Source organism: Microcoleus sp. w2-18bC1 (genome assembly GCF_036700365.1).
Lineage (GTDB): Bacteria > Cyanobacteriota > Cyanobacteriia > Cyanobacteriales > Microcoleaceae > Microcoleus.
In genome coordinates this window covers 17,954-42,717 of record NZ_JAUBOS010000051.1, presented here as the reverse complement: position 1 = coordinate 42,717, position 24,764 = coordinate 17,954, and the positions used below count along the sequence as shown (strand labels likewise).

Here is a 24,764-nt window from a genome sequence, read left to right as displayed (position 1 = left end):
GGTCTGACCAGTTTTTTTTCAACAATTCTCTAAAAGCCTCTTGACAAAAGACTTACAGTCTTAACTTGTCACCAATGTTGCTACAGTAAAAATATCTAACATAGCATAAGGAGAAAGAATAATGGCTCTTCTGGAATGTGTAAAACCGGGTGCTAAACTCGGTCAAATTATTTTTGCCGTCGATGAATTTTGGATAACAAAAGAGCGATCGCCTAACTGTAGTATGCAAGCGATCGCTCCACCCAAGTTCAAATATTGCTTGCGATCGGCTACATCTCTCGACGGAACGCTCTAATAGCTTCCCCAGCATCAGTTTCGGCCATCAAAATATAGAAGTTCTAGATAAGTCATAAACGAATGCGAATCTCTCCCTCTTTAGCGTAGATAACAGCTTGCATAGGAGCAAGAAAATCCATCCCTAGCAAACCGTCTACAAAAGTGGTCGCAGGTAACGTGTAGGCAACTATAGGAAATTTTTCTAAACGCTCGCCCAAGCAATTAAACCAAGGCACAGCTACTACTGGTGCTTCCACAATACCACCACCTGCTGATGTCCTAATTCTGCGTAGAGGATTTTGGATATCGCAACCAAGAGCTTCTAATATATTTACCCGCAAAACGGTATAAGTTGAGCCTGTATCAACTAATAATCTGAATTGTCTGACAGTATTACTTGTGCTAGAGGCAGCAGCTTTTAAGACGAGTAAATTTCCGTAACGCGAGCACCTATAAAGTTTTTGTGAAGTCACGACAGCACCGAATAGTCATCAGGAATAGGGCCAGTGTATTCTATAGAAATTGACCGGACATCTTTAAATTTGGTCAAAGCTCGGTCTATTTCCTCTCGCTGCGGTGAATGAGCTAAGACTTCACCGCGAATCACATTCCATAAATCGTCGGATTCAGTATCAGCAATTAGCACCCACTCGCGGGGATAGCGATCGCGTATTTCTGCCGCCGTCAAGATTTCCCCTGTGGGTTTGTAATCCGACCCATTGTTATTTTGAATTAGAACTTGAGAGGGCAGGTCGGTTTCTGCTTGAGTAATTTCTTCATTTAATAGTTGCCAAAGTCGGCGTTTTTCTTCGAGTTGGAGGGAGGCGATCACATCTACTAGGACTTGAAAAGGAATTTGCAACTGTACGGTTTCTGGGAGCATGGCGCGTCTCAAGAAATGTTGAAGTATTTTCTATGATAACTCACTCTTCAATTAGCTGATAATAATACTAACTCAGATTTCTAGTTGGTAAACCGCAGATAAACACAGATAAACGCTGATGTAATCTTATCTGCGTTCATCAGCGTTCATCTGCCTACATCTGCGGTTGCAAAAATACCCCTAGGAATCAGCCCGCCATTTATCCAAAGCCGTTTTCTTTCAGAAGTAGTGTTGCAGGCTATTGAGAGCTATACTCACCAAATGTTGTCACATACCCCTTAACAGTAACTCCCATATCTAATTCCTCGTGATGAATAAGTAGGTTAGATAATTGGGCTATCAAAAATTCAATCTCGCGACGGTTCTCAAACTGGAGAAAAATACTGCTACCTTCACCCTTAATAATCACCGTTGGAATATCGCTGTCGTCTAACTGTGAATCAATATCTGGGATTATTTGTCTGATTTGCTCTTCAGTCCACATCTGACTCATTCCTCTATCTCCCGTTCAAAAATACAGCGGTATGACTTACCACTCTTATTGAGAATGACACCGCAGAAAGTGCAGCGCCCCTCGCCTCTTAATTCATTATACTCTGCCAACTCACGGCAGCGACGAATAGCAGCTTGCCGATCGCTAGTAGCAACGATTGTGTCTGCATCAAGCCAAACTTTATTTCCAGGGTTTTCTAACATTCCTACACTCTATATTGCCGTAAATATTACATCATGGTCAATAAACCCAAAGAAACCCGGTTTCTGGCTATTCTGCAAGATTTCAATCGGTGCATCTCATTTTTGCAAATATATTCGTAGGGGTTCTCGGATTCCGGCAGTAAGTCTCTGCTTATAACTAATAAATTATCTGGCGGAATGCGAGATCCCTTACAAAATTGGGATGCACCCGATTTCAATTATACCGAACAATTCAATCACAGATGAACGCTAATGTAATTATATCTGCGTTCATCTGTGTTTATCTGCCTACATCTGCGGTTGGAAAAATACCCCTATGCACCTCCCCGCAACTTATCCAAAACCGTCCGGTCTTCCAAAGTCGAAGTATCCCCAGAAACCTCTTGTCCCGCAGCCAAAGAACGCAGCAATCGGCGCATAATCTTCCCGCTTCGAGTCTTCGGCAAAGCATCAGTAAATCGAATTTCGCCGGGACGGGCGATCGCCCCAATTTCCTTAACAACGTGCTGCTTCAATTCCTTAGCCAATTCATCGCTAGGTTGCTGCGAGTTGTCCAGCGTGACAAAAGCCACAATTTCCTCACCTTTAATCTCATCAGGTTTGCCAACAACCGCAGCTTCCGCCACCGCTGGATGCGATACCAAAGCTGACTCAACTTCCATTGTGCCGAGTCGGTGTCCGGCCACATTAATTACATCGTCAACGCGGCCCATTACCCAGAAATAACCGTCTTTGTCCTTGTGCGCGCCGTCTCCAGCAAAGTACACGAATTCGCCATCTTTCGGGTGCAAATATTCCCAATAAGTGCGACGGAAGCGATCGGGATCGTTGTAAAGTGTACGCATCATTCCCGGCCAAGGATGTTTTACCACTAAATAACCGCCGCTTTCGTTAGTGACTGGTTCCCCATCTTGGTCAACAACATCAGCCACAATTCCGGGGAACGGTAGGGTTGCAGAACCGGGTTTTGTAGGAATTGCACCGGGCAAAGCGGTAATCATAATTCCCCCGGTTTCTGTTTGCCACCAAGTATCGACGATCGGACAATTCGAGTTGCCAATTACGCGCTGATACCACATCCAAGCTTCAGGATTGATCGGTTCGCCGACGGTTCCTAACAATCGTAAAGATGACAAATTGCGCGCGTTGGGCAAGTGTTCGCCCATTTTCATGAATGTTCGGATCGCAGTGGGTGCAGTATAGAAAACGGTGACGCCGTATTTTTCAATTACATCCCAAAAACAGCCAGGATTTGAAGGGCGAGGAGCACCTTCATACATTAAAGTTGTCGCACCGTTGGACAGCGGCCCGTAGACAATATAACTGTGTCCAGTAATCCAGCCGACATCAGCAGTACACCAGTAAACATCGGTATCTTGGAGGTCGAATATCCATTTGGTTGTCATGTGGGTATAAAGGTTATAACCACCGGTTGTATGGACGACTCCTTTCGGTTTGCCGGTACTGCCACTGGTGTAGAGTACGAACAGCATATCTTCGCTGTCCATCGGTTCGGCGGGACAATTTGCCGATGCACCTTTTTGCAAATCGTGCCACCAATGATCGCGCCCTGGTTCCATGTCAATTTTCTGTTTGGTGCGCTGAACTACGAGAACGTTGGTAACGCTTGGTGTGGCATTATTTGCTAATGCTTTGTCTACTTGTGTTTTGAGGCCGACGGCGGTATCTTTGCGGAAGCCACCGTCTGCGGTGATGACGAGTTTTGCTTGGCCGTCGTTAAGTCGATCGCGCAAAGCTTCTGCACTAAAACCACCAAAAACAACGCTGTGTACTGCACCGATTCTGGCGCAGGCTAGCATGGCGATCGCAGCTTCGGGAATCATGGGCATATAAATGCCGACGCGATCGCCCTTTTGGACTCCCAATTGTTTGATGACGTTCGCCATTTGGCAGACTTCGCGGTGGAGTTGCGCGTAGGTGAGGGTGCGGGAGTCGCCGGGTTCACCTTCCCAAATCAGGGCGGCTTTATTTTTGCGCCAAGTGGTTAAGTGGCGATCGAGACAATTGTAAGAAATATTAATTTTACCGTTGACAAACCATTTAGCAAAAGGCGGTTGCCAGTCGAGCACGGTATCCCAGTTTTGGAACCAGTCTAATTCTTGGGCGGCGAGTTCTGCCCAGAATGCTTGGGGGTCAGCTTTGGCTTTGTCGTAGAGGGCTTTGTACTCTTCTAGGCTTTTGATGTGAGCTTTTTGGGAGAATTCAGCGGGCGGCTGAAATAGCCGTCTTTCATGCAGAATTGATTCGATGGTATCTTGTGACATTGTTTTTTCTGTAACTGCATCTACTTCTTTAAACTATTTTGTACGCAATTGAGTGCAAAAATATCTTGAGTTTCGTTAAGAATTTTGGGAATTGTGTAAATGTTGGGGCTGTGGCTGTTTATTTGAAAATTATAATTGCCTCGACTTTTGAGACCAAATAAAGTTCGATCGAGCTTCGTTTCGGGAAAACTTTTATATAAAATATTGTATAAATTTTAGTTTGATAGTACAATGATGTGAAGCTGCTTGAAAAAAATTATTCAATCTGAATGATAGGGAAAAGCATGATCCAAAATTTAGAAGCAAGCCAACTGTCGCTAAATGACGTTCGCCGCCTTCTCAAACTGGAAGAGCGAGAAGGAGAGGCCTTCACCGATTTTTTCTCTCTGGAAGCGCTGTTAGAATTAGAACAGCAGGAAATATTAAAAATTAGAACTGACTTTCGACGCTACTTATCCGCAGGAAAAGTTTCCGAAGAACTCGTTAAATTTTTAGTGCTTTCACCGTTAATGAGATTAGCAGGATTTTTTGATATTCCGATCGTGCTGACAATGGAAGATAGCATCGCGATCGAGGTTGAGGATGGGGATACTTTAATTAAAGGGCGCTTAGATGTCTTAGCGGTAAATCAGCCGGATGCAGAACTCGCGGCGTCACAGTTTTGGATTTTGGTAGTGGAGGCGAAAAATAGTGCGATCGATCCTTGGGCCGGTTTGCCACAATTGCTGACTTATGCTTATAAAAGTTTGCAGCAGCAATCGTCTGTTTGGGGATTGACGACGAATGGACGTAACTATCAGTTTGTCTATCTGACGCGGGGAAATCCTTGTACTTATCAGATTTTACCGGAATTGAATTTGATTGACCGAGAGCGATCGCTCTTGTTGGCGCAAGTGTTAAAAGCGATTTGCAAGTTGCAGAATGTGCAGTTGCAGTTGGCTTAATCTCTGCGGTTGAAATCTGTGCTTGCCTGTACTGCCTAGACAGATATTCTGTAACAATTTAGTCTTAATCGCATTCTATCGTCGAGGCCAACTGTTGTTAACTTCTGTTGGGAACTGCCGGAGATTTAGAAATCAAGATTTGTTAAAAAACTGCAATAGGGAGTGACAAAATACTAATTTTTTTATACAATAATAAACGGTTAAACCCTGCAACTGAAGGTAAAAAAGTGTCTGAACTTAGACAAAATTTAATTACCAGAGATTGGGTTATCATCGCCACCGAACGGGCGACAAGACCGGATCAATTCGCAAACAAAAAAAAGTGGACAGCAGCAGTGCCACGCCACCGTGCCGATTGCCCGTTTTGCGTGGGAAATGAAGAAGACGGAACCTTAGAAACTTGCCGTTTGGGCGATTCCCTACGGGATAGCTTCGCTTCACGCACTGGGTGGAAAGTCCGGGCAATTCACAACAAATATCCCGCCCTCTCCCCGACAGCAGAATGGATGAGGATATCATCGGGAATTCACCGCACGATGGCGGGAATCGGCGTGCACGAAGTAATTGTCGAACATCCGCGACACGATTTGACGACAGCTTTGTTGAGTGTTGAAGAAGTTGAAAACATACTTTTAGTATACCGCCAGCGCTATGTAGAAATTAGAAAAAATCCCCACATTGAAACAATTATTATCTTCAAAAATCACGGAGAAACTGCCGGAACTTCTCTCGAACATCCCCACTCGCAGATAGCTGCTACGCCTGTTGTACCCAGCCAATTTCGCAGCCGCATCGACGAAGCTATTAGATATTTTGACGACACGGGAGAATGTCTGTTTTGCCGGACTTTGGAAGATGAATTAGCGGCGAGAGAAAGAGTGATTTGTGAGAGTGAACATTTTGTGGCTTTTATCCCTTACGCTGCACTTTCACCGTTTCACACTTGGATTTTTCCGCGCCGACATTCCTCTTCGTTTGATGAAATTACTGATGGGGAAATTACGGATCTTGCTGATACTTTGAAAACTGTACTGGCTAAGCTTTATTACGGATTGAACAATCCTGATTACAACTATAATATTCGATCGGCACCGATCGCCGAAGGGGGAACAAAATACTTTCACTGGTATATCGCAATTATTCCCAGAGTCACCAAGCAAGCTGGGTTTGAGTTGGGCAGCGGGATGTTTATCAATACTGCTTTGCCCGAAGAAAGTGCGGCGTTTTTGCGATCGATCGAAATTCCTAGCGACAGTAATTTTTCCCACATCTAAAGTATTCTAGATCACAATAGGTCAAATTTACTTCAAATTGGGGTAAAAATGCACGCAGCTACTCCCAGTTGCGAGTCTGCGTTGGGGGAGGAAACTGATATTATTGGAGATTTGATATTTGAGATTAAAGAATTAGGAATAACGCATGATCTAAGGGTTTAGATCACCGGCCTAAAGTTGGATTCTTTTTTTAAACTGGTATAACTTACGCTCTAAATTTATGAACGTACAAATACTTATGGATGTTACCAACCTCACAATAAACTTTCGACATACTGCCAGCCGTCGTCGCTAAAAGTAGCTCTCAACATATCTCTAATTTTGGCATCGATCGATAATATTCCCTCGCCCGACTCACCATTCTCCCCGATTTCGCAACTGTCTTCAGACATATTTTCTTGGATGTGGGCCAGAGTATCGGCGAAATTAGCCAGAAAATAATGTTCGTGCACCCACGCTGTTGGATCTGGTATTGCTGCACTCCCAAAAGCTCGATCGACTAAATCTTTTTTGGCAACATCGTCAGTCTGGTTTTTCATGTTGAGTTCGATTTAGGTAGAACTGGTAACTTAATCCATTTTAAGCTTAATTGTCCACAGGAACGCGATCCTGATCGACCACAGCAGTGACAAATTTGTGTAGTTTGTGCGATCGCGATCCTAATTTTTGGGTCGATCGCGTGTTATCATTTTACCTCCCGCTCGGTGGTCAATAATGTTCACATCGAGCAGAATACACTTGGGAATCATTCCGTGAACTCCTTTTTGAGGATTGTTGACAGCCTGCGTAATCCGAAAATTTACCGCGAGGGAACACAAAACATAAGCATCTTCCTCTTGGAAACCCGCAAACTTTTGCAACCAATAAACCGTCTGTTTTACCGCCATCTCAAACGCTTCATCTAATGTTCTACCAAATCCCATAATCACAATATGAGTGGGCGTTTCTGCAAACGGAAATATCAGAAATAAATCCTTGCGTAAGATGATTTGAATAGTCCCATTCATCGAAGTTTCAATGGCAGTACCGTCAACTTCACCGTCTCCTTGTGCCGAATGTCCGTCGCCGATGGACAGTAAACCGCCCCGCATAAAAACAGGTAAAAATAACCGCGTTCCTGGTTGGAGTTCCTGATTGTCCATATTGCCGCCGTAGCGCGCTGGAGGAATAGAAGAACGGTTGATTCCTGCATTGGCAACGCCGATAATGCCAAAAAAAGGATGCAGGGGAATCCGAATGCTGCTACCTGTGGGAAATTCAGCAGTTTTTTGCTCTAAATCTAGCGGAATAAACCGCAATTTAGGTTCGGGGAAATACTCAGGCAAAGCTCCCCATCCGGCGCGAATTGCATTAAATCCTACTGGTAAACTGGGGTAAACATCCTCAATGTGAATTTCTAAAACGTCTCCCGGTTCGGCATTGTTAACATAAATCGGGCCTGTCAGCAAGTGGGGCCCCGGCCCAACTTTGCGGTTGGGAGGCAAATTCTGACAAATATCTAAAAATTCGGGGGTGAGAAATTCCGGCGGCGCTTTGTCAGCAACATAATATCCTGAATAGGTTTCGATATCGATGCGATCGCCCGAATCCACCCTTAAAGCAGGTTCGATATTCGGAGAGAAACCGCCTAAGTGTACGGTTTTGCAGTTAGCCTTGAGAAGGTGGCGAGTCATGGGATTTTAGATTTGAGATTTGAGATTTTAGATTGAAGTAAGGGTGTTAAGAATGTTATATCGCAAGTCTCAAGCCTTTTTGAGAAAGATTTTTTTTAATGAACCGCAGAGGGCGCAGAGGGCGCAGAGAAAGAGAATTCAGAGATATAGCCTTTCTCAGTAACATGAGCTGTTTTTGGGCATTGGGCATTGGGCATTGGGCAAACAGGAAGAGTACCTTACTTTCCTGAGAACCGCTATAAGAAGATTTCCCAAAAGGATGGAGGTTTCTTTTATCGGAGATATTTTACTAATTTCTTAACTTTTTGATAACGTTGGTAGTTTAAAATTTAAAGTTGGTGGCGCGGGTTTATATGTATTTGGGGGGAGTTCTGTTTGGCTGGTAAAACCCACCCCTACAACTAATGACTAATGACTTATGTTAACGCATTTGCCTAATACAGTAGAAACTTCTCAAGGTTATTCTCGCAATCCCTGGTTTTTTGGTCTTTTGATTTTGATTGTCCTACTGCTAGGTTTCATTATGCAATCTCACCTCAACCAACCTCAGCTTTTAACCGATCCGTTTCTGCAACTTCCAACAGTAAACTCGGTGCGAGTTGTCTGGTTTACCGAGTTTGTTGGTACTCGCAACACTGTTACTTACGGCGAAAATTTGAATCAAACTCTGACGGCAAATACTACCAAGCTAAGCCGCACTCGCGAAGACAAAGACTCGCGCATCTCCGATGAAATGAAACAAAGCATAATTGACAGTAATCCAATTGTCCGCGACATCTGGCGCCACGAAGCAGAAGTCCCCAATTTAAGGCCCGGTGTTCCCATTCCTTATCGAGTCACTAGCGAAAGGAAAAATGGCGCATCTGTCAGCAGCCAAGTTTTCACTCTTTCTTCAAAACCAGCAGCAGGAATGCCGCTCAAAATCCTCCTCACTTCCGACCATCAATTGATGCCGATGACAGCAGCAAATCTCCAGAAAGTAGGTGAAACAATTGGCAAAGTTGACGCGGTTTTCATGGCTGGGGATTTAATTAATATACCCGATCGCGCTTCCGAATGGTTTGACGACTACCGAGGCCGGGCATTCTTTCCCGCTATGCAAGGGCGCGCATTTTCCGAACTGGACAAAAACGGCATCAAAACCGTTTACAGCGGCGGCGAACTAATCCAACACGCGCCTTTATTTCCCGCCATTGGCAATCACGAAATCATGGGCAGGTTTTCAACTACCAGCGCCCTCAACGACCAATTTAATGATCCTTTTCCCCGCGTGGCTGCCGAAAAAATATACGCTCAACGTGCTGCATCTTTGAATCCTAATAATGACTCTTCAGTGCGAAAGATATGGCTGAAAAACAATAGTTTTAATAGCGATACCTATGACGAGATCTTCAATTTGCCGGGCGAAAAGAATTACTATGCTGTGACTTTTGGCGACGTGCGGTTAGTGACTTTATACGTTGCGAATATCTGGCGGACTCCGAATTTAGATCCGGGTGCGAGAGGCAGGTATCGGGAACGAGACGAAGATTTTAATAATCCCGAAAAATGGGGCTACGGACAGCATATTTTTGAGCCGATTGTCAAGGGCAGCCCTCAATATAATTGGCTGCAACAAGAGTTAAAAAGTGCGGAATTCCAGCAGGCAAAATATAAAATTGTGATGTTTCACTACCCGCCGCATTCTCTGGGTGACAATATTGTACCTGCTTATACTGATCCAGCGCAAATAGTCGATCGCGCTCTCGATGGCGAGATTAAAATGGTGCGTTACGAGTATCCGAAACAGCAAGATTATCTGATTCGGGATGTAGTGCCGCTACTAGAAACAGCGGGCGTGCAGTTGGTATTCTACGGACATTCCCACTTATGGAATCGGTTTGTAAGTTCCAGCGGAATGCACTTTTTGGAGACTTCTAATGTGGGCAACAGTTACGGTGCTTTTGTGGGGGAAAAGCGCCGATTTGTGCCGCCGGCATATCGGGAAGATTACAGCGCTATTGGAGACCCGAACGGATTGGAACCTGTAGTGCCGACTGTTGCGCCTTTGTTGGGAGAAGACGGGCGGCCACTGCCGTATATTGATAGCAATGATATTACTGCGTTTACTATTTTTGATACGGGCGAGGGTACGGTTAGCAGCTACTATTTTGATACGCGGAAACCAGAGTCGGAAGTGGTGAAGTTTGATGAGTTTAAGTGCGAAAGGTAAGGGCACGGCATTGCCGTGTCCCTACAGATATCTGAGTCAACTGAGATCTTGCACTATTCTCAATTAGCTATTTAGGAACAGGCAAGATGCCCGTTCCACAATAACATTGAGTTTTGTGGAACAGGCATCTTGCCTGTTCTTGAGAATGGTGCAAGATGTAATACCAAGCTGCATTGTGATGTAGAATCTAGTTGAGGGTGATAAATGTCAAATAATTTGGAAATCGCCGAAAATATTCGGCTGTTGAATCAACCGTCTTATAGCCCCGAATTAATGCCCGTTGAACATCTGTGGGAAGATTTACGAGAAAACTACTTTAATAACCGAATATTCAAGTCAATGTCTAAGGTAGTCGATGAACTTTGTCATGGACTTGTCAATCTAGCATCTAATCCGGAACGCTTGCGCTCAATGACTTATTTCCCACATTTTAGAATAAGCTCTTTGAAAGCAACTTAGTATCAGCTTATACAACAGACCTACAATGTTCGCTGGAAAAAAAGTCGAGCTAATCGCTCACTGAAAACGTGTTAATACTTTGTTCAAACGTGGGCCTGCGCTCTTCAAATTCCTCAGCACTGGTAGAGAATGCAACAATCCACATATTGCTCCCTTGCTTAATCGTGTAGATTATCTGTTTGGCAGTTACACCGGAAATTGTTGCTTCTATCACGATCTGACCTGCCTGATAGCGGTCAAGCGACACTTTCTTCTGCTCCACGACACGAAATTCGCTGGGTAATTGTTTAGGAATCAGATCCAAGTATGTATCTATTGTCACTGTAGGTCCAACTGACTCTATAGCAATAGCGACATTACTCAGAAAACCTGCTTTACTAACCTTCGAGTCAAAAGCCCAGATGACGAATGCGGATGGATTCTGTTTGAGTGACTGAGCTACCTGCTGATAGTAGGGCCCCAAAGATTCCAGCTTCTGAACCACCACGTCCAGATATTGGCTGAGATCTCCGCCGCTATAACTCTCCGGTAACTGCAATTGTACACCGCGTCCCTCAAATTTTTTCCAACCTGGGATGGTGGTGGTTTGTGTGCGGACAAAGGGACTTGATGTTTGTTGAGAGGTTTGTGGCTGCTTGCAGCCTATGACTAGGCTTGGTAGCAACAGACAGAGTACCAGCAAAAAGTTTTTCTTATTCATGGAATTACGGTTTATACGCCAACTTGGTATCACTCATGATTGTACGTCTGAACGCAACTTGGTATAAGATTAAACTGAGATGTTGCACCCTGTTTAATTACCTGTTTAGGAACGGGTTCTCCGGCCCGTTCCACAAGAAAATTGAGTTGTGTGGAACAGGCATCTTGCCTGTGCTTAACAAAGGTGGAAGATGTAAGATTAAACCTTGTCTTTCGCAGGCGGAACCAAACCAGTTTTATTCAAACCCGCATCAATCTGCCTGAGCAATTTAAAATCATCTTCGGGTAAGGAATTAACAGGCGAGTGTTTTTTCAGAAATGAGAATGCTTGCCGAAATTCACGCGGCTGGGAGTCGATCGCACTATCGAAGTGACAAGGTACAATTCTTTGAAAGTCCCAACTCGCCACTTTATCCACCCAATCGAGAGTTTCCCTCGGCGCGCGGTTGAGAATCAATGTCTGCAAAATCGGCGCCACAAACAACCGCCCTCCTCCCCGCAAAGCCTCAAACGATCGCACCCAATCTGTTTTCCACTTGAACGGATACAACCCGAAATAAGCTTTCCTAGAGCGTTCTGGCGCTTTGCGCGCGCTAGCAAATACCTCCGACCACGGCGGTACTTCCAGCACGCTGGGGCTAAAATACATGGCAAATAAGGCAATTCTCTGCCACCCTTTGCGCCGATTTTCCTGGGTGTCTGCCACAATGTCCGAGGCGCTGTCTTTGGCGTGAAATAGCAGCGGGTACGAGTCGAGTTGGACGATCGCGGGAGGATTTTCGGGAATGGAAACCACGGAATCTGTTAACATCAGCGTGCGCGATCGTCTGTGAAATAACGCAACTTCTGCAAATTTGCCCAAACCAAGGTCGAGGGGGCCGAGAATTGCCCAGTCAAATTGATCGACTAACGGCGTGTTGCTGCTGTCAAAGGGCAGTACAGACGTGCGTTTCGCGGGCAAACCCAGCCAACTCAGCGGCAAATTCACGGGGAAACTCCACTGCTGCGGGGCGACAAATACCTGCGCTTCGGGAAAACACCTCGCAAAGGGGCCGACAAAAACTTTGTGCTCGATGCCGGAAACCGTTGTCAGCAGGATGTACTTCACCTCGCCGTGCTCTGCTACTAACTCTTTTACCAAGCGGATGCACTCAGGAGTCGGTGCAACGGGGGCATAGACGAGAAGGCCTTCGGGTTCTAATTTAATTACTGTCATCCGAATCGGGACGACAACGTAGAAAATGCCTTGTAGCTGGTCAAAAGTCCAGATTGTATCTTTAACTATTTCCTTGCGGATGGTGCGCCGCTTGCTGTAGGGATAGAGGGGGACGACTGGCCAAAAGGCCCAAGAATAGTCCCTAGAATCAATCTGTGCTGATGTTGGTATGCCTTCGCCCTCTGCCACTGGTGCGACTCCTTGCCGATTTTTTTGTACGTGCGTGCGATCGAACTATTTTTATCTTATTTCACTCCTGTTGCGCGGATTCGAGGAGTTGAAACCGGGTTTCACCAGGCCTGGGTGCGAGAACTATTAAACCAACTGTTCAGGATCAATGCCTAGTTCCCGCAACCGCGCCGCTAGTCTTTCCTCTCGCTGTTGAGATTCTGTGAGTTGCTGTTGAGCTTCAATTACTTGCTGTTGAGATTCTATCAGTTGCCGTTCCGCCGCCGTCGCTCTTTCACCCGGACTCAAAATCAACCCTCCTTGGGCAGTAAACCACCGCAACCACAAACGATTCATACTCTTATAAGTGCCTTGCCACCAACCTAAACTCAACTGCAACTCAGGAATAAATAACCGCCCATCAATTAATTCGGCAGGTTCATAGTGGCCTCCTACAAGATGAAAAGCTCGCAATTCATCCGTGTAGCGACTGAACACAAAATAGTAAGGAATCCGCAAAATTTGTTCATAAACTTGCCACTTAGTCGGCGGTTCCCCAGCTTGCTGAACAGTCCGCCCTAAATCTTCATCTTCAGTACCCGGCGATAGCAATTCCACCACCACAAACGGATTTACCCGTTCTTGCCAAACTACATAACTCAAACGCATATCGCGCCCTTGATAAAGCCTTGGCACACCCACCGCAGCAAACCAATCCGGGCGTTTATGCCAGCGCGGTTGTGTTGCATCGTAATACAAATTTAGGTCACTGGCTGTAAAGACTTGTTCCGCATCCCATCCCGGCGGCAAAAACGTGAATTCCAAGAGTTGCGGCTGATCTAAATGAAATGTATCTGGCAAACCGGGCTCCTTTGGGTCTTCGCTAGGTAAATCATACATTGTTGGCAAACTCTGCCGGGGGTCTAAAGGCGGTTCAGCTTGAGCAGGCGGGTAAGTCGGGAATGTCATCAGAAATATGGGTTAGAAACCCCGTCCTTTTAGGACGGCTTTACATTGAGTTAAAACTTTTGTGGGGTGGAGGGGTATGGTTGCCCCTCCGGCGAGGTATGGTTGCCTCAATCTCCTTTCGGAGTAAAGTTAGCTTCGCCAATGTTTTAAGAGCTTGTTAGGCTGAAAGCACTGTCCCAGTGACCTTAGAACTGTTTAACCTTCAGCGACAGAGCAAGGAACTAGCTACGCATTCCAGGGTGTCGTGACTCAAAAAACGTAGTCAGTTAAGACTTAGGCTGGTCAGAACGGCTTGTCAGATTTCTCTTTCAAGCCTCATGCCTTCAGGCTGAGGTTCCTGACAATGAATTCTGAGGTTGCTTATCCTGATATGATTATAACCTTGTGAGAATGTCTTGCATTTCCAAAGAATTCCCATTAACTCTCAATCTCAAATCTCAAATCAAAACTCCAAAATCGATATGACTCAAAACTACCGCATCACTCTTTTACCAGGAGACGGCATCGGCCCTGAAATTATCGCTGTGGCGGTAGATGTCCTGAAACTTGTCGGTCAACAATTGGACATCGGCTTTGAATTTCAAGAAGCTTTAATGGGCGGCGCTGCTATTGATGCCACAGGCAATCCGCTGCCAGAAGAAACACTGGAAAAATGCCGCAACTGCGATGCAGTATTGTTAGCAGCAATTGGCGGTTACAAGTGGGATAATTTGCCCCGCGAACAGCGCCCGGAAACTGGATTATTAGGACTGCGCGCCGGATTGGGATTGTTTGCAAATTTGCGTCCTGCGACTATTTTACCGCAATTGGTTGATGCTTCTAGTTTGAAACGGGAAGTTGTCGAAGGGGTGGATATTATGGTGATCCGCGAACTCACAGGCGGCATTTACTTCGGCAAACCGAAAGGTATTTTTGAGACGGAAACAGGCGAAAAACGCGGTGTCAATACGATGGCTTACACCGAGTCGGAAATTGACAGGATCGGGCGAGTTGCTTTTGAGACGGCCAGGAAGCGGAGCAAAAGGCTGTGTTCCGTTGATAAAGCGAATGTTTTGGACGTTTCGCAACTGTGGCGCGATCGTATTATTGCCCTTTCTTCCGAATACCCTGATGTCGAACTTTCTCACCTCTATGTTGACAACGCAGCCATGCAGTTAATTCGCTGGCCGAAACAGTTCGATACAATTGTCACAGGCAATTTATTCGGCGACATTCTTTCCGATGCGGCGGCGATGCTAACTGGTAGTATTGGGATGCTCCCTTCTGCTAGTTTGGGAGCAAGCGGGCCGGGAGTTTTTGAACCCGTGCACGGTTCCGCACCAGACATCGCCGGACAAGATAAAGCCAATCCCATCGCCCAAGTTTTGAGTGCGGCAATGATGCTGCGCTACGCCTTAAATCAGCCGGAAGCTGCTAATAAAATTGAGCAAGCCGTTGTCGAAGTTTTGGATCGAGGTTATCGCACTGGTGATATCATGTCGGAAGGCATGAAACTCGTTGGCTGTCGGGCGATGGGCAATGCTTTAATTGAAGTTTTGCAAGGTTGATCGAATGGCATTGTAGGGACGAATTCTTACTGCATTAGTGTCAAGCTAAAGTTAAACGTAGTATCAGTCTTCTGTGTGAGTCACCATCCTCTGGATCCCCCCTAACCCCCCTTAAAAAGGGGGGAACTGGAAGCACTCAAAGTCCCCCTTTTTAAGGGGGATTTAGGGGGATCAAGACTTCGATACAAACGAGAGAGATACAGGGTTTTAGTCTTAAGTTGACACACATAGTTCTTACTCGTTCCCAGGCAGATCCCGGTAACAAGAAACCAGTGCCTACAGGAATTGGGGTTTAATGTTTCGCAGTCAAAAGCTTGAATTGCTCGGTATCAATGCGACTTGCTCGATACAAAACTTCAGCAATTTCCGAAAGCGCTAGCACAGAATGTGCGCGATAACCGTTGGCCTGCATCTTATCTTTGACTCCCTGTTCGTGGTCGATTAATACCACGATATCTTCCACATTCAACCCAGCCGATTTTAACTTAGCCGCGCCTTCCATCACGCTTTTGCCACTAATCAAAATATCATCGACTACGACAATCGTTTCTCCTGCCTGAAAATGCCCCTCAATTAATTTGCCCGCCCCGTAAGTTTTCACCTCCTTGCGCGGGAAAATCATCGGGCGTTCCATCCGCAATGCTAAACCCGTTGCTGTGGGTAAAGAACCGTAGGGAATTCCGGCAATGCGATCGAATTTTAAATCCTTGAGAATGTCTGCATAAGCGCTGACAATTTGATGGAAAATCTGCGGAATTGAGATAATTTTCCGCAAGTCGATGTAATATGGAAATACGGCGCCGGATGCTTGTACGTGGTCGCCAAAAACTACGCAGCCGATGTCATAAAGTTGCAAGATTAAATCGCGGTGAGGTTCCGGTTGCAAAAAGCAAACATCGGGCAGCCACAATTCGCAAGTGGGACTACCTTCGATCGCCCGCACCCTCTGTTTATTAATACTATCCCGCAGTTTCTCAATTTCTCGGTGCGGCTCTTTCCCCGCTAATAAACTTGGGGGGACTGGCAGCAGCAAACCGTCACCATTTGTGCTTAAACCGGCCGCCAGCAGTTGTGCGAGGTCGTTTTCTTCTGTGAGGTCATTTTCTTCGGCGATGTCTCCTTCGACTAAAATTAGGCGTTCAGGAGCTTCTTTGCGGATGCGGGCTAACATATCCGGCATTACTCCTACTTCTAAACCGAGTTTTTCGGGAGTTCCCCAAGTTTGAGAGAGTCGGACTAATTGCAAGTAAAAAGGGTTGTTTGGCGTCGGGTATTCTTGCACAGCCGCCGCTGAGGGGTTTGCGGTGGCACAGAGCACAAAAACAGTTTTTCCGGCGTATAACAAAAATGGCGCTACTTGGTCGAATCCGGGATAGGGACTTAAGGTAATAGCGTCAACTCGCCAGTCTTGAAATACAATTTTGGCAAACACTGTGCTGGTATTTAAATCGCAGTGTTTGGCATCTAAAATTACTGGCAGGTGAGGGGGAATAATTGTTAAAATTTCTTGCAGCAATGCCCAACCGGGAATACCGAGAGATTGGTAAAAACCGAGGGTGATTTTGCAGGCACAGATTAAATCGGCTGTTTGGTCGATCGCACTTTTTAGCTTTGACAACAAATCAGTTACAAAAGTTTGAGTCTCTTCCCCAGTCATCGAAACCAGCGCGGGCAAGGTTTCCGGGTCGGGATCGAGGGCTAAATACAGCAAACTTTGATTGGTTTCAACAGCCGCTAACAGTTTATCGAAAAAGTCGGTTCGTTCCGTCATAATTTGTTAGGAAGGTAAGGGGAATTAAAAAAATTGCAGATCAAAGTGAAAGGGGTGTTGTGCCGGAAGAAACCGATCCCCGTTGAAATTGAAATTAAGAATCTTTTAAGATTGTAGAATGTAAAGAGCAGGAAATCTGTAACTTTGGGAGCAGTTTCATGGGGAATGATTTTCGAGTTGGCTACACCAGTGATTTCACCTAAGCCGCAGCAAATCAATTAGTTGCGGTAAACTAACCAGTGTCCGGGCGGCGATTTTATCGGCATTCCCCTGCAGTACGCTAGTTTAGCAAATGCGAATTAGCAAGGGGCAAGTTTGAGCGGGGCTTCTTGGCGGCAAGCTAATTTACAAGGCGCTAATTTTACTCAAGCTAATTTAATCCAGAGCCCGTTTGAGGGGGTTAATCTAAAAAATGCTACCGTTGGAGGTATTATTTTGGTTGACCAAGAATTTCAAAGGTGGTACAAGCCCCCGCATTTATCCGTGGAATCAATCGAAAATCGAAAATCCTCAAGCCCCCGCATTTATCCGTGAAGTCAATCTAAAATCTAAAATCTAAAATCTAAAATCGATTGACGGTAGTATTAAATAGAAGCAGAAGCTAAAGCAATGCCCGCCTTAGATTAGGGATAGTAATAAATGATCGGTACGATCGACTTTACGATTTGGGACGAGTTGCTGCAACGCTACGTTGACGATTTGGGCCGCGTCAATTATCGGCGCTGGAAAGCTGAGGGGGCTGATGTTTTGAGGGCGTGGCTGGAAAGTTTGGCCGATGTCGATTTGGCGGATGGTACTGATGCGGATGCGCGGCTGGCGTTGTGGCTGAATGCGTATAATGCGATCGCAATTTCTCAAGTTCTGGAAGTATATCCGATCGCGTCCATCCGTCCCAAAGTTTTGGGAATTCCCAACTGGCTGAGTTTTTTGGATTTTTTCACTCGTTCAAATACGATTATTGGCGGCAAAAAGTACAGTCTCAATCAAATCGAACACGCAATTTTGCGGCCGGAATTTGCCGAACCGCGCATCCATTTTGCATTAGTTTGCGCTTCAGTCGGGTGCCCGCTGCTGCGCCGGGGGGCTTATTTTCCGGAGTCGGTACGGACTCAACTAGAAGCGGATGTGAGCCGTTTTATTCACAATCCTGATAAGGTGCGATATGATGCCGAGAAAAAGACGCTTTATTTGAGCAAGATTTTTAAGTGGTACGGCGAGGATTTTGTAAAGGCGGCGGGTTCGGTGGCTGAGTATGTGGGCGGTTATTTGGGGACGGAGGCGGCTGTGGGTGATGGATGGGCGATCGTTTTTTTGCCCTATGACTGGAATTTGAATCGGGTTGAAGGATAAAATTTGCGCCTAGGGGTAGGTGTTGTTTTGAGGGAGTAATTTTTTTCGGCTGTCGTTACCCCTTCAAATTGCCAGATTCAACAGGGCGATCGGATGAGTCCGAGGCGATCGACTGTGACCAGGTGAGAGGCGATCGGACTGCTGGCACTGGCAAGGGTGAAAAATGCACCATTTAGGGCGGTGTGTGGGGTTTTGGGGTGATTGGATGGCTGGCACGGCTGAAGGGGTGAGAATCGCACCACAGCCACGGCTCAAGCGATGGGAGCGGTGGTGGTCATTAGATATCAGTTATTAGTTCTCAGATGTCGGAGCGCTGGCACGGTCGGAGCGCTGGCACGGTCTAGCGCGGTCGGAGATGTCGGAGAGGCTGGCACAGGTCTTTATGTAAAGAGTTGATGTTTAAGTATTTTTTCGGTAGACACTGAATTGAAAAAGGTTGAATATGCAATAAGGACTTGTAATCCCTTTCTTTTGGAGAAATGATAAATGTCTAATCATAAAGATGACTCTGAAGATAAAACAGAGGTAGTTGGGTATGTAGCTGGTGGTGCTGCGGCTGGAGCAACCGTAGCTGGTGCAGTAGGTGGGATGGGTTTAGCAGTTGGCGGAACGGCTGTTGCAATTGGTGCAGCACCCGTTGTTGCTGCTGGTGCTGTTGTCGGTTTAGCACTATACGGACTCAAGAAAGCGTTTTTCAATTAATGATTTTAGATATCTTAGGGAAGAGCTATGGATGATTTGAAAATTGTGGGTGCTATTACCAGTGCAGCGGCAGCTACTGGGACAGGTTCTGTGACAATTGCTACAATTACTTCTTCGGCTCCGGGGATTCTTGGAGTTATAGGGTTTACCACCACTACAACCGTAGCTTTACCTGTAGCGGGTGTTGTGGCAGTAGCAGGGTTGGTCGCCTTTGGTGTTTTCAAAGGAGTAGAGATGGCTCGTCAGCAATCAGAATCTCAGTAATAATCCTATTTTAAAAACCTGTTATGCAGAGTAAACCTTACCCTGCCACCTTGTTTTAAAAGTTTCAAGCGCTAGGCTGGGAAATACCCGTTTTCCCCCCTAGCTTTTTTGCGTCACAGGTGTGAGTGATAACCTCACACTTTTTTAAAAAGCAAAACCCGCCACCACCTGACGGTAGCGGGTTTAAGTGGTATTTATATAAATAATTGATGTATTATGATATATTTTATCTACTCTCTATTAACGAAATAAAAACATGACTTCCAGAACTGTACAAGTTGCCAACACTTATGGTGAATCTGTTCGGGTGAAAGTAATTTATCGAGATGGTAATATTGAAGATATAACATTGGACAATAACAATATCAAAGTTTTTGAAATAAGTGATGTTCATTTTTTGGAACCACATGATTGTGAATTAAATATTTTTGTTTATAAATTGGGTGATGATATATTACCAGCTAAGCGAATTATACCTGCTAATAAAAATAATTATCTTGTAAGTATTAAGAAAGGTAATACAGGTCTTGAAACATCAGTTACAGAGATTTGATTTATAGAATACTCAAGGTTTACAGGGCTTAGGCGGGGAAAATAGAGTTTCCTCGCCTAGATTTATTTAGCAAAGTAAGGTTGATGATATTCTCACGTCACTATCTAAAAATGGTGTGACTGTTAGCGAAACTTACAGGTTGCAATCAACCTAAATCCCTATCAGGGATTGAAACATGGCCTCAATCAGGTTGAGGGTGGAGATTTTCACTAATCGGTAGGTGGTTAGATGAATGCTAACCAATTAGCTATTGATCCGCCCTTAAACCTCTCCACTCAAAATCTGTTGAACCGTCAAACTTAGCTGTGGAAACATCGGAGATACGATCGCCTCTCCATCCCGAAATACCCCAACCTCAACATATTGCCCCTCCTCAAGCCGCAAAACTGTCACCACTTCTTCTATTGGATCGATAACCCAATACTCTGCAATGCCCCGCGCTGCGTACTGAGCTCGTTTGCGTTGGCGAAGCCCTCGAAGAGGATCGTAATCCCGATCGCTGCCCACTCTACCCGGACTCACTACCTCCACAACAAACCGAGGAGGCAGCATATCGAAAGTGATAGTTAGCCTGGTTGCTGTCAGCGGAATATGTTCAGGTTCCAGAATTATCAAATCGGGGTAGCGGTTGGCGGCATCTCCCGATCGCAAAACGGCAACTTGAACCTCGCAATTATGCGTTTTAATCAGCCTGAGTGGCACTAGCCCGCTGCTAGCAAGATAGAAAAATAGATAGTTAGCAATGAAATTATTAGGTTCAGATTCTGGTGGCAAAGCTATTAACTCCCCATCAATTAACTCATAGCGTTGACCCGTATCATTTGAGTAATTAAGGTACTCGTCAAAAGTTATTTTTTTAGAGTGAGCTTGTACCATAATATTACATTCCTTGATTTATTCGTTTCTTTCTGCTGGGACTTTGTTTATGTAGAAACGGTTTCAACAGCCGAAGGATATCAATCAAATCTGCTGTGCAAGTTCAGCAGGTGTCCCAGCCTCCATCGACAATCGACCCACAAGTGACATATTAAAAACTATCACAGTTCAAATCCTCTGGAATATTAAAAATGATTTCAGATAAATTTCGGCGCGAGTTGCGAGAACAAGCCAAACTCTGGCAAGCAGAAGGACTCATCGACACTTCATTCTACCAACAACTTTCGGAACGCTACCAATTCAACACACTCGAAACCGCCTCCCGCAACCGATTCCTCAGCATTCTGATGAGTCTCGGCGGCATTCTCCTCGGTATAGGAGTCATCACCTTTGTCGCCGCAAACTGGCAAGTTTGGTCGCGGGAAGTGAGAGTGGCACTGCTGCTAAGTCTTTTCGTAGCAGTCAATGCAGCAGGTTTCTATCTGTGGCGAATTCCCCCATCCCGAAGCAAAAACTCCAATCCCAATATGCCCGCAACAAAAGGGCGAAACAAACTCCTAGGTGAAGGATTTTTGCTGTTAGGAGCTCTGATTTTAGGAGCAAATATGGCATTGATGGCGCAAATGTTCCATATTGGCGGTTCTTCCTACGGACTTTTCCTTGCTTGGGGAATCGGCGTGCTCGGAATGGCTTACAGTTTGCGGTTGACTTCTTTGGGCGTTTTGTCCGCACTTTTAATCGGTTGGGGCTATTGGTTTGCCGTGTTAGATTGGTCTTCCAAAGTCGAGTTTTCTTGGCTGGAAGTTTTGGTGCGGCAAATGCCGATCGCAGCCAGTATAATGTTTGTGCCGCTGGCTTATTGGTGTCGATCGCGTGCTATTTTTGCCATAGGTGCGATCGCGATAATTTTTTCCCTACAAGTTTCTATCGTCCAAGGCTTAAATCTAACCTGGGGTACAGCAATTTTTTGCGCCCTACCGCCCGCTTTGCTGTGGGGATACGACGATGCAATCTGGCCGAAGGTACGCAGCAAGCTGTTTCAACCTACCGCCCGCAGTTTAGCCCTGCTGTTTCTCGCCAGTTTATTTTATTTTCTTTCTTTCCACTGGTTGTGGCAAGATTCGTCGAATCCTGCGCCAACTAAGCCGGATTGGGTTTTGCTGGCAAATGTGGCTGTTTTCGGCGGTTTCACGCTGTTTGAATGGCTGCGCTTGGGACGTTTGGAACTGCGGCGACCAAGACAAAAAGCAGTGGATTTGACTACAAGTGCGATCGGCATTTTAATCCTCGCCAGCGCTTTAATACCGCTTATTCACCTCAATTTTACTCCCCTTCCTCAATTAGCAACTTTTCTGTTCAATGTTTTATCATTTTTGCTCGCTGTCGGCTTAATCCGAGAAGGTTTAGCATTAGGAAACCGCCGGACTTTTTGGGGAGGCATGGTATTAATTACCCTGCAAATTATCAGCAGAGTATTTGAATATAACACAGGATTGTTGCTCAAATCATTTGTCTTTGTTTTGTGTGGAATAGGCGTAATTGCTGCTGGTTTGTGGTTCGAGCGCCACTTCGCAAAAATCCCCGATGAATAGGAGCATTCTACTATAGTGCGATCGTCCCCCTTGCACTGCACTCGGAAGATGATTATGCCGATTCAAAGGTCAACGATATTATTCTGCGAACCAATTCCCAATTCCCAATATGAACACCGAAAATCCAGATTTAACACCTCCAAGTTCCGAAATAGCAAATACCAGCGCTAATCCCCCATCATTCACCCTTCCCCCGGAAGCAAAACGCCTTCCCGCGTGGCGAATGTGGGTTCCTTTACTCTTGCAAATCGGACTAATTGCCGCCGTACCCGCGACCGCAGTTTACACTTTTATTACTGGCAAAACAGTTGTCCTGCAAACAGCACCAGTAGATCCTTACGACTTTTTGCGCGGATATTACCAAGTTTTGAGATATGATATTTCCGATCTCACAAATCTCCAAAAACTCCCCGACTGGAAAGATTTACCTACCGAAAAAAAGCCTTGTCCGCCCGGAATTGTTTGTCCAAAAAATACGCACAATCTCAAACCACAAACCAGTTTTTATGTAATCTTAGAAGCCCCAAAAGCCGCGACTAATCCGGGGCGCCCCCAAGCTTGGAAACCCGTCCGCGTCAGTCGAGAAAATCCCGTTAATTTGCCCGCCAATCAAATCGCAATTAAGGGCAAATATAACGGTTGGCAAATGGAATACGGCTTAGAAACTTATTATATGCCAGAGGATGAAAGGGAAAAAGTCAATCAGGACATTAGCGAAGCTCAAAGGAAGCAGCGACAATCTTTTTTGGTAGAAGTAAAGGTTGACAAAACAGGCCATGCTGTGCCTGTAAGTTTGTGGGTGCGCGATCGCAATTATCGATTTTAGCTGATATCTCGCACCATTGTCAGCAACAGGCTTTTCGGCCTGTTCCACAAGAAAATTTATATTTTGTGGAACAGGCCGAAAAGCCTGTTCCCAAACAAGTGATTGAGAATGGTGCAACATATGAGTTTTAGCCAAAAAGGGCAAAAGGTCGATCGACCTTTTGCCCTGGTTTTGAGTATTTTAGCTTAGGGATGGGGCCGAGGTGCGGCGATACCCTACCGCAACGGGCCCGCAGGCGCGATCGGGATAGCTTCCCTCGCGCCGACATTTCAATTGCCGACAACCCAGGAGAATCTATTAAGATATATAAGACTTGTGCAAATCTTGCCAGTTCAAGGGCGCAAGTCATGACTCTACTGGAGCTTCTCATGTTAGCCGAGCTAATCTCAGCCAGACGAATACTCAAGACCAAACTCCTCGACTTCTTAGGACTTCCCGAAAATTGCCCAGACCAAACCGATCATCTCGTCAACCGAATTGTATCCCTGCTGGAAGCAAATCCCGCCGAACAAGAAAGATTTTGGGAGACATTCAAAAGTGAATTAGCCGTCGATCCGGTAGAAGTAGAAACAATACTCAAGTGTTCGCCAGCAGAACGCCAGCAGTGGATTGAACAAGACAAACTCCCTATTTTAGAATACCGCTCTTTCCGCAAATCAGGAATCCATTTAGAATATCCCGTTCACGACCGAAGATTCATCTTAAGTCTAACGCCAACCGATATTAATAATTGGCGCAAAGAACCCAAAGGGCTGATTAAAAATAATCGCGAAATACCCACCCCAATCAATACAGAAACGCCTGAAGAAAACGAACTATCACGAGTAGCTTTTAGTTCCGAGTGGGAAAAAATCATAGCCGACTGGAAAGAACAAGGTTCGGAAGAAATTTCAGCAACCTTCCAGCTAGCTTACTGGACTGTTTGGGCGTCGCGCTGGGCCAAAGAAAATCAGCTCAACAGCTTTAAAGCAATTAAATATAAGGAAGTCTACGAAACTCACCAGCAGGAATGGTATCAGCGAAAAAATCAAGCAGTCAAGTTACTGATTGAAATGCCCTACGCCATGCTTTACTTCTACCGTCCGGCTGATTCTGACAAATTATATCTTGAACTGTGCGACGACCACCAGGAAATGATGAAAGATGCCTACTATTGGGATAAGTGGGACTTTTTTTATCAGAACCGCAAATTGGTAAATAAGTGCCGCGAATGCGTGTACTCCGACATCAAAGATTATTACTCGCTTTACTACCTAGAAATCAAGAGCGACAAGTTTCCGGATTTTAGTTTTTCTTTCCACACGCCGTACCCAATCGGTAGAAAATTTTTGCCGCATCCAGAAACGCTGCCTTATGTAGACCACGTAGAACAGGACGGCATTTTTCGCTTTGGCCGCCCGCTGCTGGAACAAGAGAAAGCTATTCACACAGAAAAGGATGTATTGCTCAAGTTTGAGGCAGCTTTGGCAGAAGCGAAAAAGTTTGTTTAGTCATTAGTCATTAGTCATTAGTCATCAGTCATTAGTCAT

Annotated in this window: 27 protein-coding genes; 14 read left to right on the top strand and 13 right to left on the bottom strand. The window is 45.5% G+C overall.

Translation table 11 applies throughout. The features are described from left to right. Positions 1-121: 121 nt before the first annotated feature. Positions 122-295, top strand: a complete 174-nt coding sequence (locus QT979_RS21530; RefSeq protein WP_333214186.1) for a hypothetical protein — start codon at positions 122-124, stop codon at positions 293-295. A gap of 52 nt (positions 296-347) precedes the next feature. Here QT979_RS21530 and QT979_RS21525 read toward each other — a convergent pair whose 3' ends face one another. The 5 genes from QT979_RS21525 to acs all read right to left on the bottom strand — a co-directional run bounded on the left by QT979_RS21525 (position 348) and on the right by acs (position 4,140). After that, positions 348-749, bottom strand: a complete 402-nt coding sequence (locus tag QT979_RS21525) for a retropepsin-like aspartic protease (RefSeq protein WP_333214184.1) — start codon at positions 747-749, stop codon at positions 348-350. Beyond that, positions 746-1,159 (bottom strand): hypothetical protein, encoded by a 414-nt coding sequence (locus QT979_RS21520; RefSeq protein WP_333214182.1) that lies wholly within the window; start codon positions 1,157-1,159, stop codon positions 746-748. Before QT979_RS21520 ends, QT979_RS21525 begins: the two co-directional genes overlap by 4 nt. A 238-nt stretch (positions 1,160-1,397) precedes the next feature. Further along, entirely contained in the window at positions 1,398-1,652 is a 255-nt protein-coding gene (locus tag QT979_RS21515; protein WP_333104263.1) for a hypothetical protein, read from the bottom strand. Then, positions 1,649-1,855: a hypothetical protein gene (locus tag QT979_RS21510; RefSeq protein ID WP_333214181.1), complete on the bottom strand. Its 207-nt coding sequence runs from the start codon at positions 1,853-1,855 to the stop codon at positions 1,649-1,651. Before QT979_RS21510 ends, QT979_RS21515 begins: the two co-directional genes overlap by 4 nt. A gap of 314 nt (positions 1,856-2,169) precedes the next feature. Continuing rightward, the gene (acs, locus tag QT979_RS21505; protein ID WP_333311638.1) at positions 2,170-4,140 is read right to left on the bottom strand and encodes an acetate--CoA ligase; all 1,971 of its coding nucleotides are present in this window, start codon (positions 4,138-4,140) and stop codon (positions 2,170-2,172) included. 284 nt (positions 4,141-4,424) lie between these two features. Here acs and QT979_RS21500 point away from each other — a divergent pair, with 284 nt between their 5' ends. Then, entirely contained in the window at positions 4,425-5,084 is a 660-nt protein-coding gene (locus tag QT979_RS21500) for a restriction endonuclease subunit R (protein WP_333311637.1), read from the top strand. A gap of 227 nt (positions 5,085-5,311) precedes the next feature. Beyond that, positions 5,312-6,358, top strand: coding sequence for a galactose-1-phosphate uridylyltransferase (galT, locus tag QT979_RS21495; protein ID WP_333214175.1), 1,047 nt, complete (start codon positions 5,312-5,314; stop codon positions 6,356-6,358). Positions 6,359-6,612: 254 nt separating this feature from the next. On the opposite strand, the gene QT979_RS21490 is transcribed toward galT, so the two are convergent. Together QT979_RS21490 and QT979_RS21485 are read right to left on the bottom strand one after the other, a co-directional pair. Continuing rightward, a complete protein-coding gene (locus QT979_RS21490) occupies positions 6,613-6,897 on the bottom strand; it encodes a hypothetical protein (RefSeq protein WP_333209451.1) in 285 nt (94 codons plus the stop codon). Positions 6,898-7,017: 120 nt separating this feature from the next. Continuing rightward, a complete protein-coding gene (locus QT979_RS21485) occupies positions 7,018-8,031 on the bottom strand; it encodes an acetamidase/formamidase family protein (RefSeq protein ID WP_333311636.1) in 1,014 nt (337 codons plus the stop codon). A gap of 418 nt (positions 8,032-8,449) precedes the next feature. Between QT979_RS21485 and QT979_RS21480 the strand changes: the two genes are divergently transcribed. Then, positions 8,450-10,243, top strand: a complete 1,794-nt coding sequence (locus tag QT979_RS21480) for a metallophosphoesterase (RefSeq protein WP_333311635.1) — start codon at positions 8,450-8,452, stop codon at positions 10,241-10,243. Positions 10,244-10,447: 204 nt separating this feature from the next. Further along, positions 10,448-10,702 (top strand): transposase, encoded by a 255-nt coding sequence (locus tag QT979_RS29105; protein ID WP_445304800.1) that lies wholly within the window; start codon positions 10,448-10,450, stop codon positions 10,700-10,702. Positions 10,703-10,751: 49 nt separating this feature from the next. Here the strand turns inward: QT979_RS29105 and QT979_RS21475 are convergent, their stop codons facing one another. From QT979_RS21475 to QT979_RS21465, 3 genes are all read right to left on the bottom strand, one after another. After that, positions 10,752-11,402, bottom strand: a complete 651-nt coding sequence (locus QT979_RS21475; protein ID WP_333227230.1) for a hypothetical protein — start codon at positions 11,400-11,402, stop codon at positions 10,752-10,754. Between the two features lie 198 nt (positions 11,403-11,600). Next, a complete protein-coding gene (locus tag QT979_RS21470) occupies positions 11,601-12,806 on the bottom strand; it encodes a DUF4336 domain-containing protein (protein ID WP_333311634.1) in 1,206 nt (401 codons plus the stop codon). Between the two features lie 126 nt (positions 12,807-12,932). Then, on the bottom strand, positions 12,933-13,754 hold the full coding sequence (locus tag QT979_RS21465) for a Uma2 family endonuclease (RefSeq protein WP_333311633.1): 822 nt from the start codon (positions 13,752-13,754) through the stop codon (positions 12,933-12,935). A gap of 461 nt (positions 13,755-14,215) precedes the next feature. On the opposite strand from QT979_RS21465, the gene leuB reads away from it, so the two are divergent. After that, positions 14,216-15,301, top strand: a complete 1,086-nt coding sequence (leuB, locus tag QT979_RS21460) for a 3-isopropylmalate dehydrogenase (RefSeq protein ID WP_333311632.1) — start codon at positions 14,216-14,218, stop codon at positions 15,299-15,301. A gap of 292 nt (positions 15,302-15,593) precedes the next feature. Here leuB and QT979_RS21455 read toward each other — a convergent pair whose 3' ends face one another. Then, positions 15,594-17,072, bottom strand: coding sequence for a bifunctional orotidine-5'-phosphate decarboxylase/orotate phosphoribosyltransferase (locus QT979_RS21455; RefSeq protein ID WP_333209461.1), 1,479 nt, complete (start codon positions 17,070-17,072; stop codon positions 15,594-15,596). Between the two features lie 315 nt (positions 17,073-17,387). Here QT979_RS21455 and QT979_RS29100 point away from each other — a divergent pair, with 315 nt between their 5' ends. Both QT979_RS29100 and QT979_RS21450 read left to right on the top strand, forming a co-directional pair. Then, positions 17,388-17,606, top strand: a complete 219-nt coding sequence (locus QT979_RS29100) for a pentapeptide repeat-containing protein (RefSeq protein WP_445304799.1) — start codon at positions 17,388-17,390, stop codon at positions 17,604-17,606. A gap of 105 nt (positions 17,607-17,711) precedes the next feature. After that, on the top strand, positions 17,712-18,422 hold the full coding sequence (locus QT979_RS21450) for a DUF547 domain-containing protein (protein WP_333311631.1): 711 nt from the start codon (positions 17,712-17,714) through the stop codon (positions 18,420-18,422). Positions 18,423-18,499: 77 nt separating this feature from the next. Here QT979_RS21450 and QT979_RS21445 read toward each other — a convergent pair whose 3' ends face one another. Beyond that, positions 18,500-18,664: a hypothetical protein gene (locus tag QT979_RS21445; protein WP_333311630.1), complete on the bottom strand. Its 165-nt coding sequence runs from the start codon at positions 18,662-18,664 to the stop codon at positions 18,500-18,502. Positions 18,665-18,908: 244 nt separating this feature from the next. Here QT979_RS21445 and QT979_RS21440 point away from each other — a divergent pair, with 244 nt between their 5' ends. From QT979_RS21440 to QT979_RS21430, 3 genes are all read left to right on the top strand, one after another. Next, positions 18,909-19,124 (top strand): hypothetical protein, encoded by a 216-nt coding sequence (locus tag QT979_RS21440; protein ID WP_333311629.1) that lies wholly within the window; start codon positions 18,909-18,911, stop codon positions 19,122-19,124. A 27-nt stretch (positions 19,125-19,151) separates the two neighbouring features. Then, positions 19,152-19,388, top strand: a complete 237-nt coding sequence (locus tag QT979_RS21435; RefSeq protein WP_333311628.1) for a hypothetical protein — start codon at positions 19,152-19,154, stop codon at positions 19,386-19,388. A gap of 256 nt (positions 19,389-19,644) precedes the next feature. Continuing rightward, positions 19,645-19,941, top strand: a complete 297-nt coding sequence (locus tag QT979_RS21430; protein WP_333311627.1) for a hypothetical protein — start codon at positions 19,645-19,647, stop codon at positions 19,939-19,941. 261 nt (positions 19,942-20,202) lie between these two features. On the opposite strand, the gene QT979_RS21425 is transcribed toward QT979_RS21430, so the two are convergent. Further along, positions 20,203-20,817, bottom strand: coding sequence for a Uma2 family endonuclease (locus QT979_RS21425; protein ID WP_333311626.1), 615 nt, complete (start codon positions 20,815-20,817; stop codon positions 20,203-20,205). Positions 20,818-21,008: 191 nt separating this feature from the next. Here QT979_RS21425 and QT979_RS21420 point away from each other — a divergent pair, with 191 nt between their 5' ends. The 3 genes from QT979_RS21420 (at position 21,009) to QT979_RS21410 (ending at position 24,725) form a co-directional block, all read left to right on the top strand. Next, on the top strand, positions 21,009-22,409 hold the full coding sequence (locus QT979_RS21420) for a DUF2157 domain-containing protein (RefSeq protein ID WP_333311625.1): 1,401 nt from the start codon (positions 21,009-21,011) through the stop codon (positions 22,407-22,409). Positions 22,410-22,518: 109 nt separating this feature from the next. Continuing rightward, positions 22,519-23,235: a GDYXXLXY domain-containing protein gene (locus QT979_RS21415; protein ID WP_333209473.1), complete on the top strand. Its 717-nt coding sequence runs from the start codon at positions 22,519-22,521 to the stop codon at positions 23,233-23,235. Between the two features lie 368 nt (positions 23,236-23,603). Further along, on the top strand, positions 23,604-24,725 hold the full coding sequence (locus QT979_RS21410) for a hypothetical protein (protein ID WP_333311624.1): 1,122 nt from the start codon (positions 23,604-23,606) through the stop codon (positions 24,723-24,725). Positions 24,726-24,764: the final 39 nt, after the last annotated feature.

Excerpts from the sequence above, each read along its gene's own strand:
- QT979_RS21435 (WP_333311628.1), top strand. The coding sequence starts at position 19,152 with ATGGATGATTTGAAAATTGTGGGTGCTATTACCAGTGCAGCGGCAGCT.
- QT979_RS21520 (WP_333214182.1), bottom strand. The coding sequence starts at position 1,159 with ATGCTCCCAGAAACCGTACAGTTGCAAATTCCTTTTCAAGTCCTAGTA.
- QT979_RS29105 (WP_445304800.1), top strand. The coding sequence starts at position 10,448 with ATGTCAAATAATTTGGAAATCGCCGAAAATATTCGGCTGTTGAATCAA.
- QT979_RS21430 (WP_333311627.1), top strand. The coding sequence starts at position 19,645 with ATGACTTCCAGAACTGTACAAGTTGCCAACACTTATGGTGAATCTGTT.
- QT979_RS21440 (WP_333311629.1), top strand. The coding sequence starts at position 18,909 with ATGTCTAATCATAAAGATGACTCTGAAGATAAAACAGAGGTAGTTGGG.
- QT979_RS21410 (WP_333311624.1), top strand. The coding sequence starts at position 23,604 with ATGTTAGCCGAGCTAATCTCAGCCAGACGAATACTCAAGACCAAACTC.
- leuB (WP_333311632.1), top strand. The coding sequence starts at position 14,216 with ATGACTCAAAACTACCGCATCACTCTTTTACCAGGAGACGGCATCGGC.
- QT979_RS21500 (WP_333311637.1), top strand. The coding sequence starts at position 4,425 with ATGATCCAAAATTTAGAAGCAAGCCAACTGTCGCTAAATGACGTTCGC.
- QT979_RS21530 (WP_333214186.1), top strand. The coding sequence starts at position 122 with ATGGCTCTTCTGGAATGTGTAAAACCGGGTGCTAAACTCGGTCAAATT.
- QT979_RS21510 (WP_333214181.1), bottom strand. The coding sequence starts at position 1,855 with ATGTTAGAAAACCCTGGAAATAAAGTTTGGCTTGATGCAGACACAATC.
- QT979_RS21465 (WP_333311633.1), bottom strand. The coding sequence starts at position 13,754 with ATGACATTCCCGACTTACCCGCCTGCTCAAGCTGAACCGCCTTTAGAC.
- QT979_RS21515 (WP_333104263.1), bottom strand. The coding sequence starts at position 1,652 with ATGAGTCAGATGTGGACTGAAGAGCAAATCAGACAAATAATCCCAGAT.
- QT979_RS21415 (WP_333209473.1), top strand. The coding sequence starts at position 22,519 with ATGAACACCGAAAATCCAGATTTAACACCTCCAAGTTCCGAAATAGCA.
- QT979_RS21425 (WP_333311626.1), bottom strand. The coding sequence starts at position 20,817 with ATGGTACAAGCTCACTCTAAAAAAATAACTTTTGACGAGTACCTTAAT.
- QT979_RS21475 (WP_333227230.1), bottom strand. The coding sequence starts at position 11,402 with ATGAATAAGAAAAACTTTTTGCTGGTACTCTGTCTGTTGCTACCAAGC.
- QT979_RS21455 (WP_333209461.1), bottom strand. The coding sequence starts at position 17,072 with ATGACGGAACGAACCGACTTTTTCGATAAACTGTTAGCGGCTGTTGAA.
- acs (WP_333311638.1), bottom strand. The coding sequence starts at position 4,140 with ATGTCACAAGATACCATCGAATCAATTCTGCATGAAAGACGGCTATTT.
- QT979_RS21480 (WP_333311635.1), top strand. The coding sequence starts at position 8,450 with ATGTTAACGCATTTGCCTAATACAGTAGAAACTTCTCAAGGTTATTCT.
- QT979_RS21420 (WP_333311625.1), top strand. The coding sequence starts at position 21,009 with ATGATTTCAGATAAATTTCGGCGCGAGTTGCGAGAACAAGCCAAACTC.
- QT979_RS21485 (WP_333311636.1), bottom strand. The coding sequence starts at position 8,031 with ATGACTCGCCACCTTCTCAAGGCTAACTGCAAAACCGTACACTTAGGC.
- QT979_RS21450 (WP_333311631.1), top strand. The coding sequence starts at position 17,712 with ATGATCGGTACGATCGACTTTACGATTTGGGACGAGTTGCTGCAACGC.
- QT979_RS21490 (WP_333209451.1), bottom strand. The coding sequence starts at position 6,897 with ATGAAAAACCAGACTGACGATGTTGCCAAAAAAGATTTAGTCGATCGA.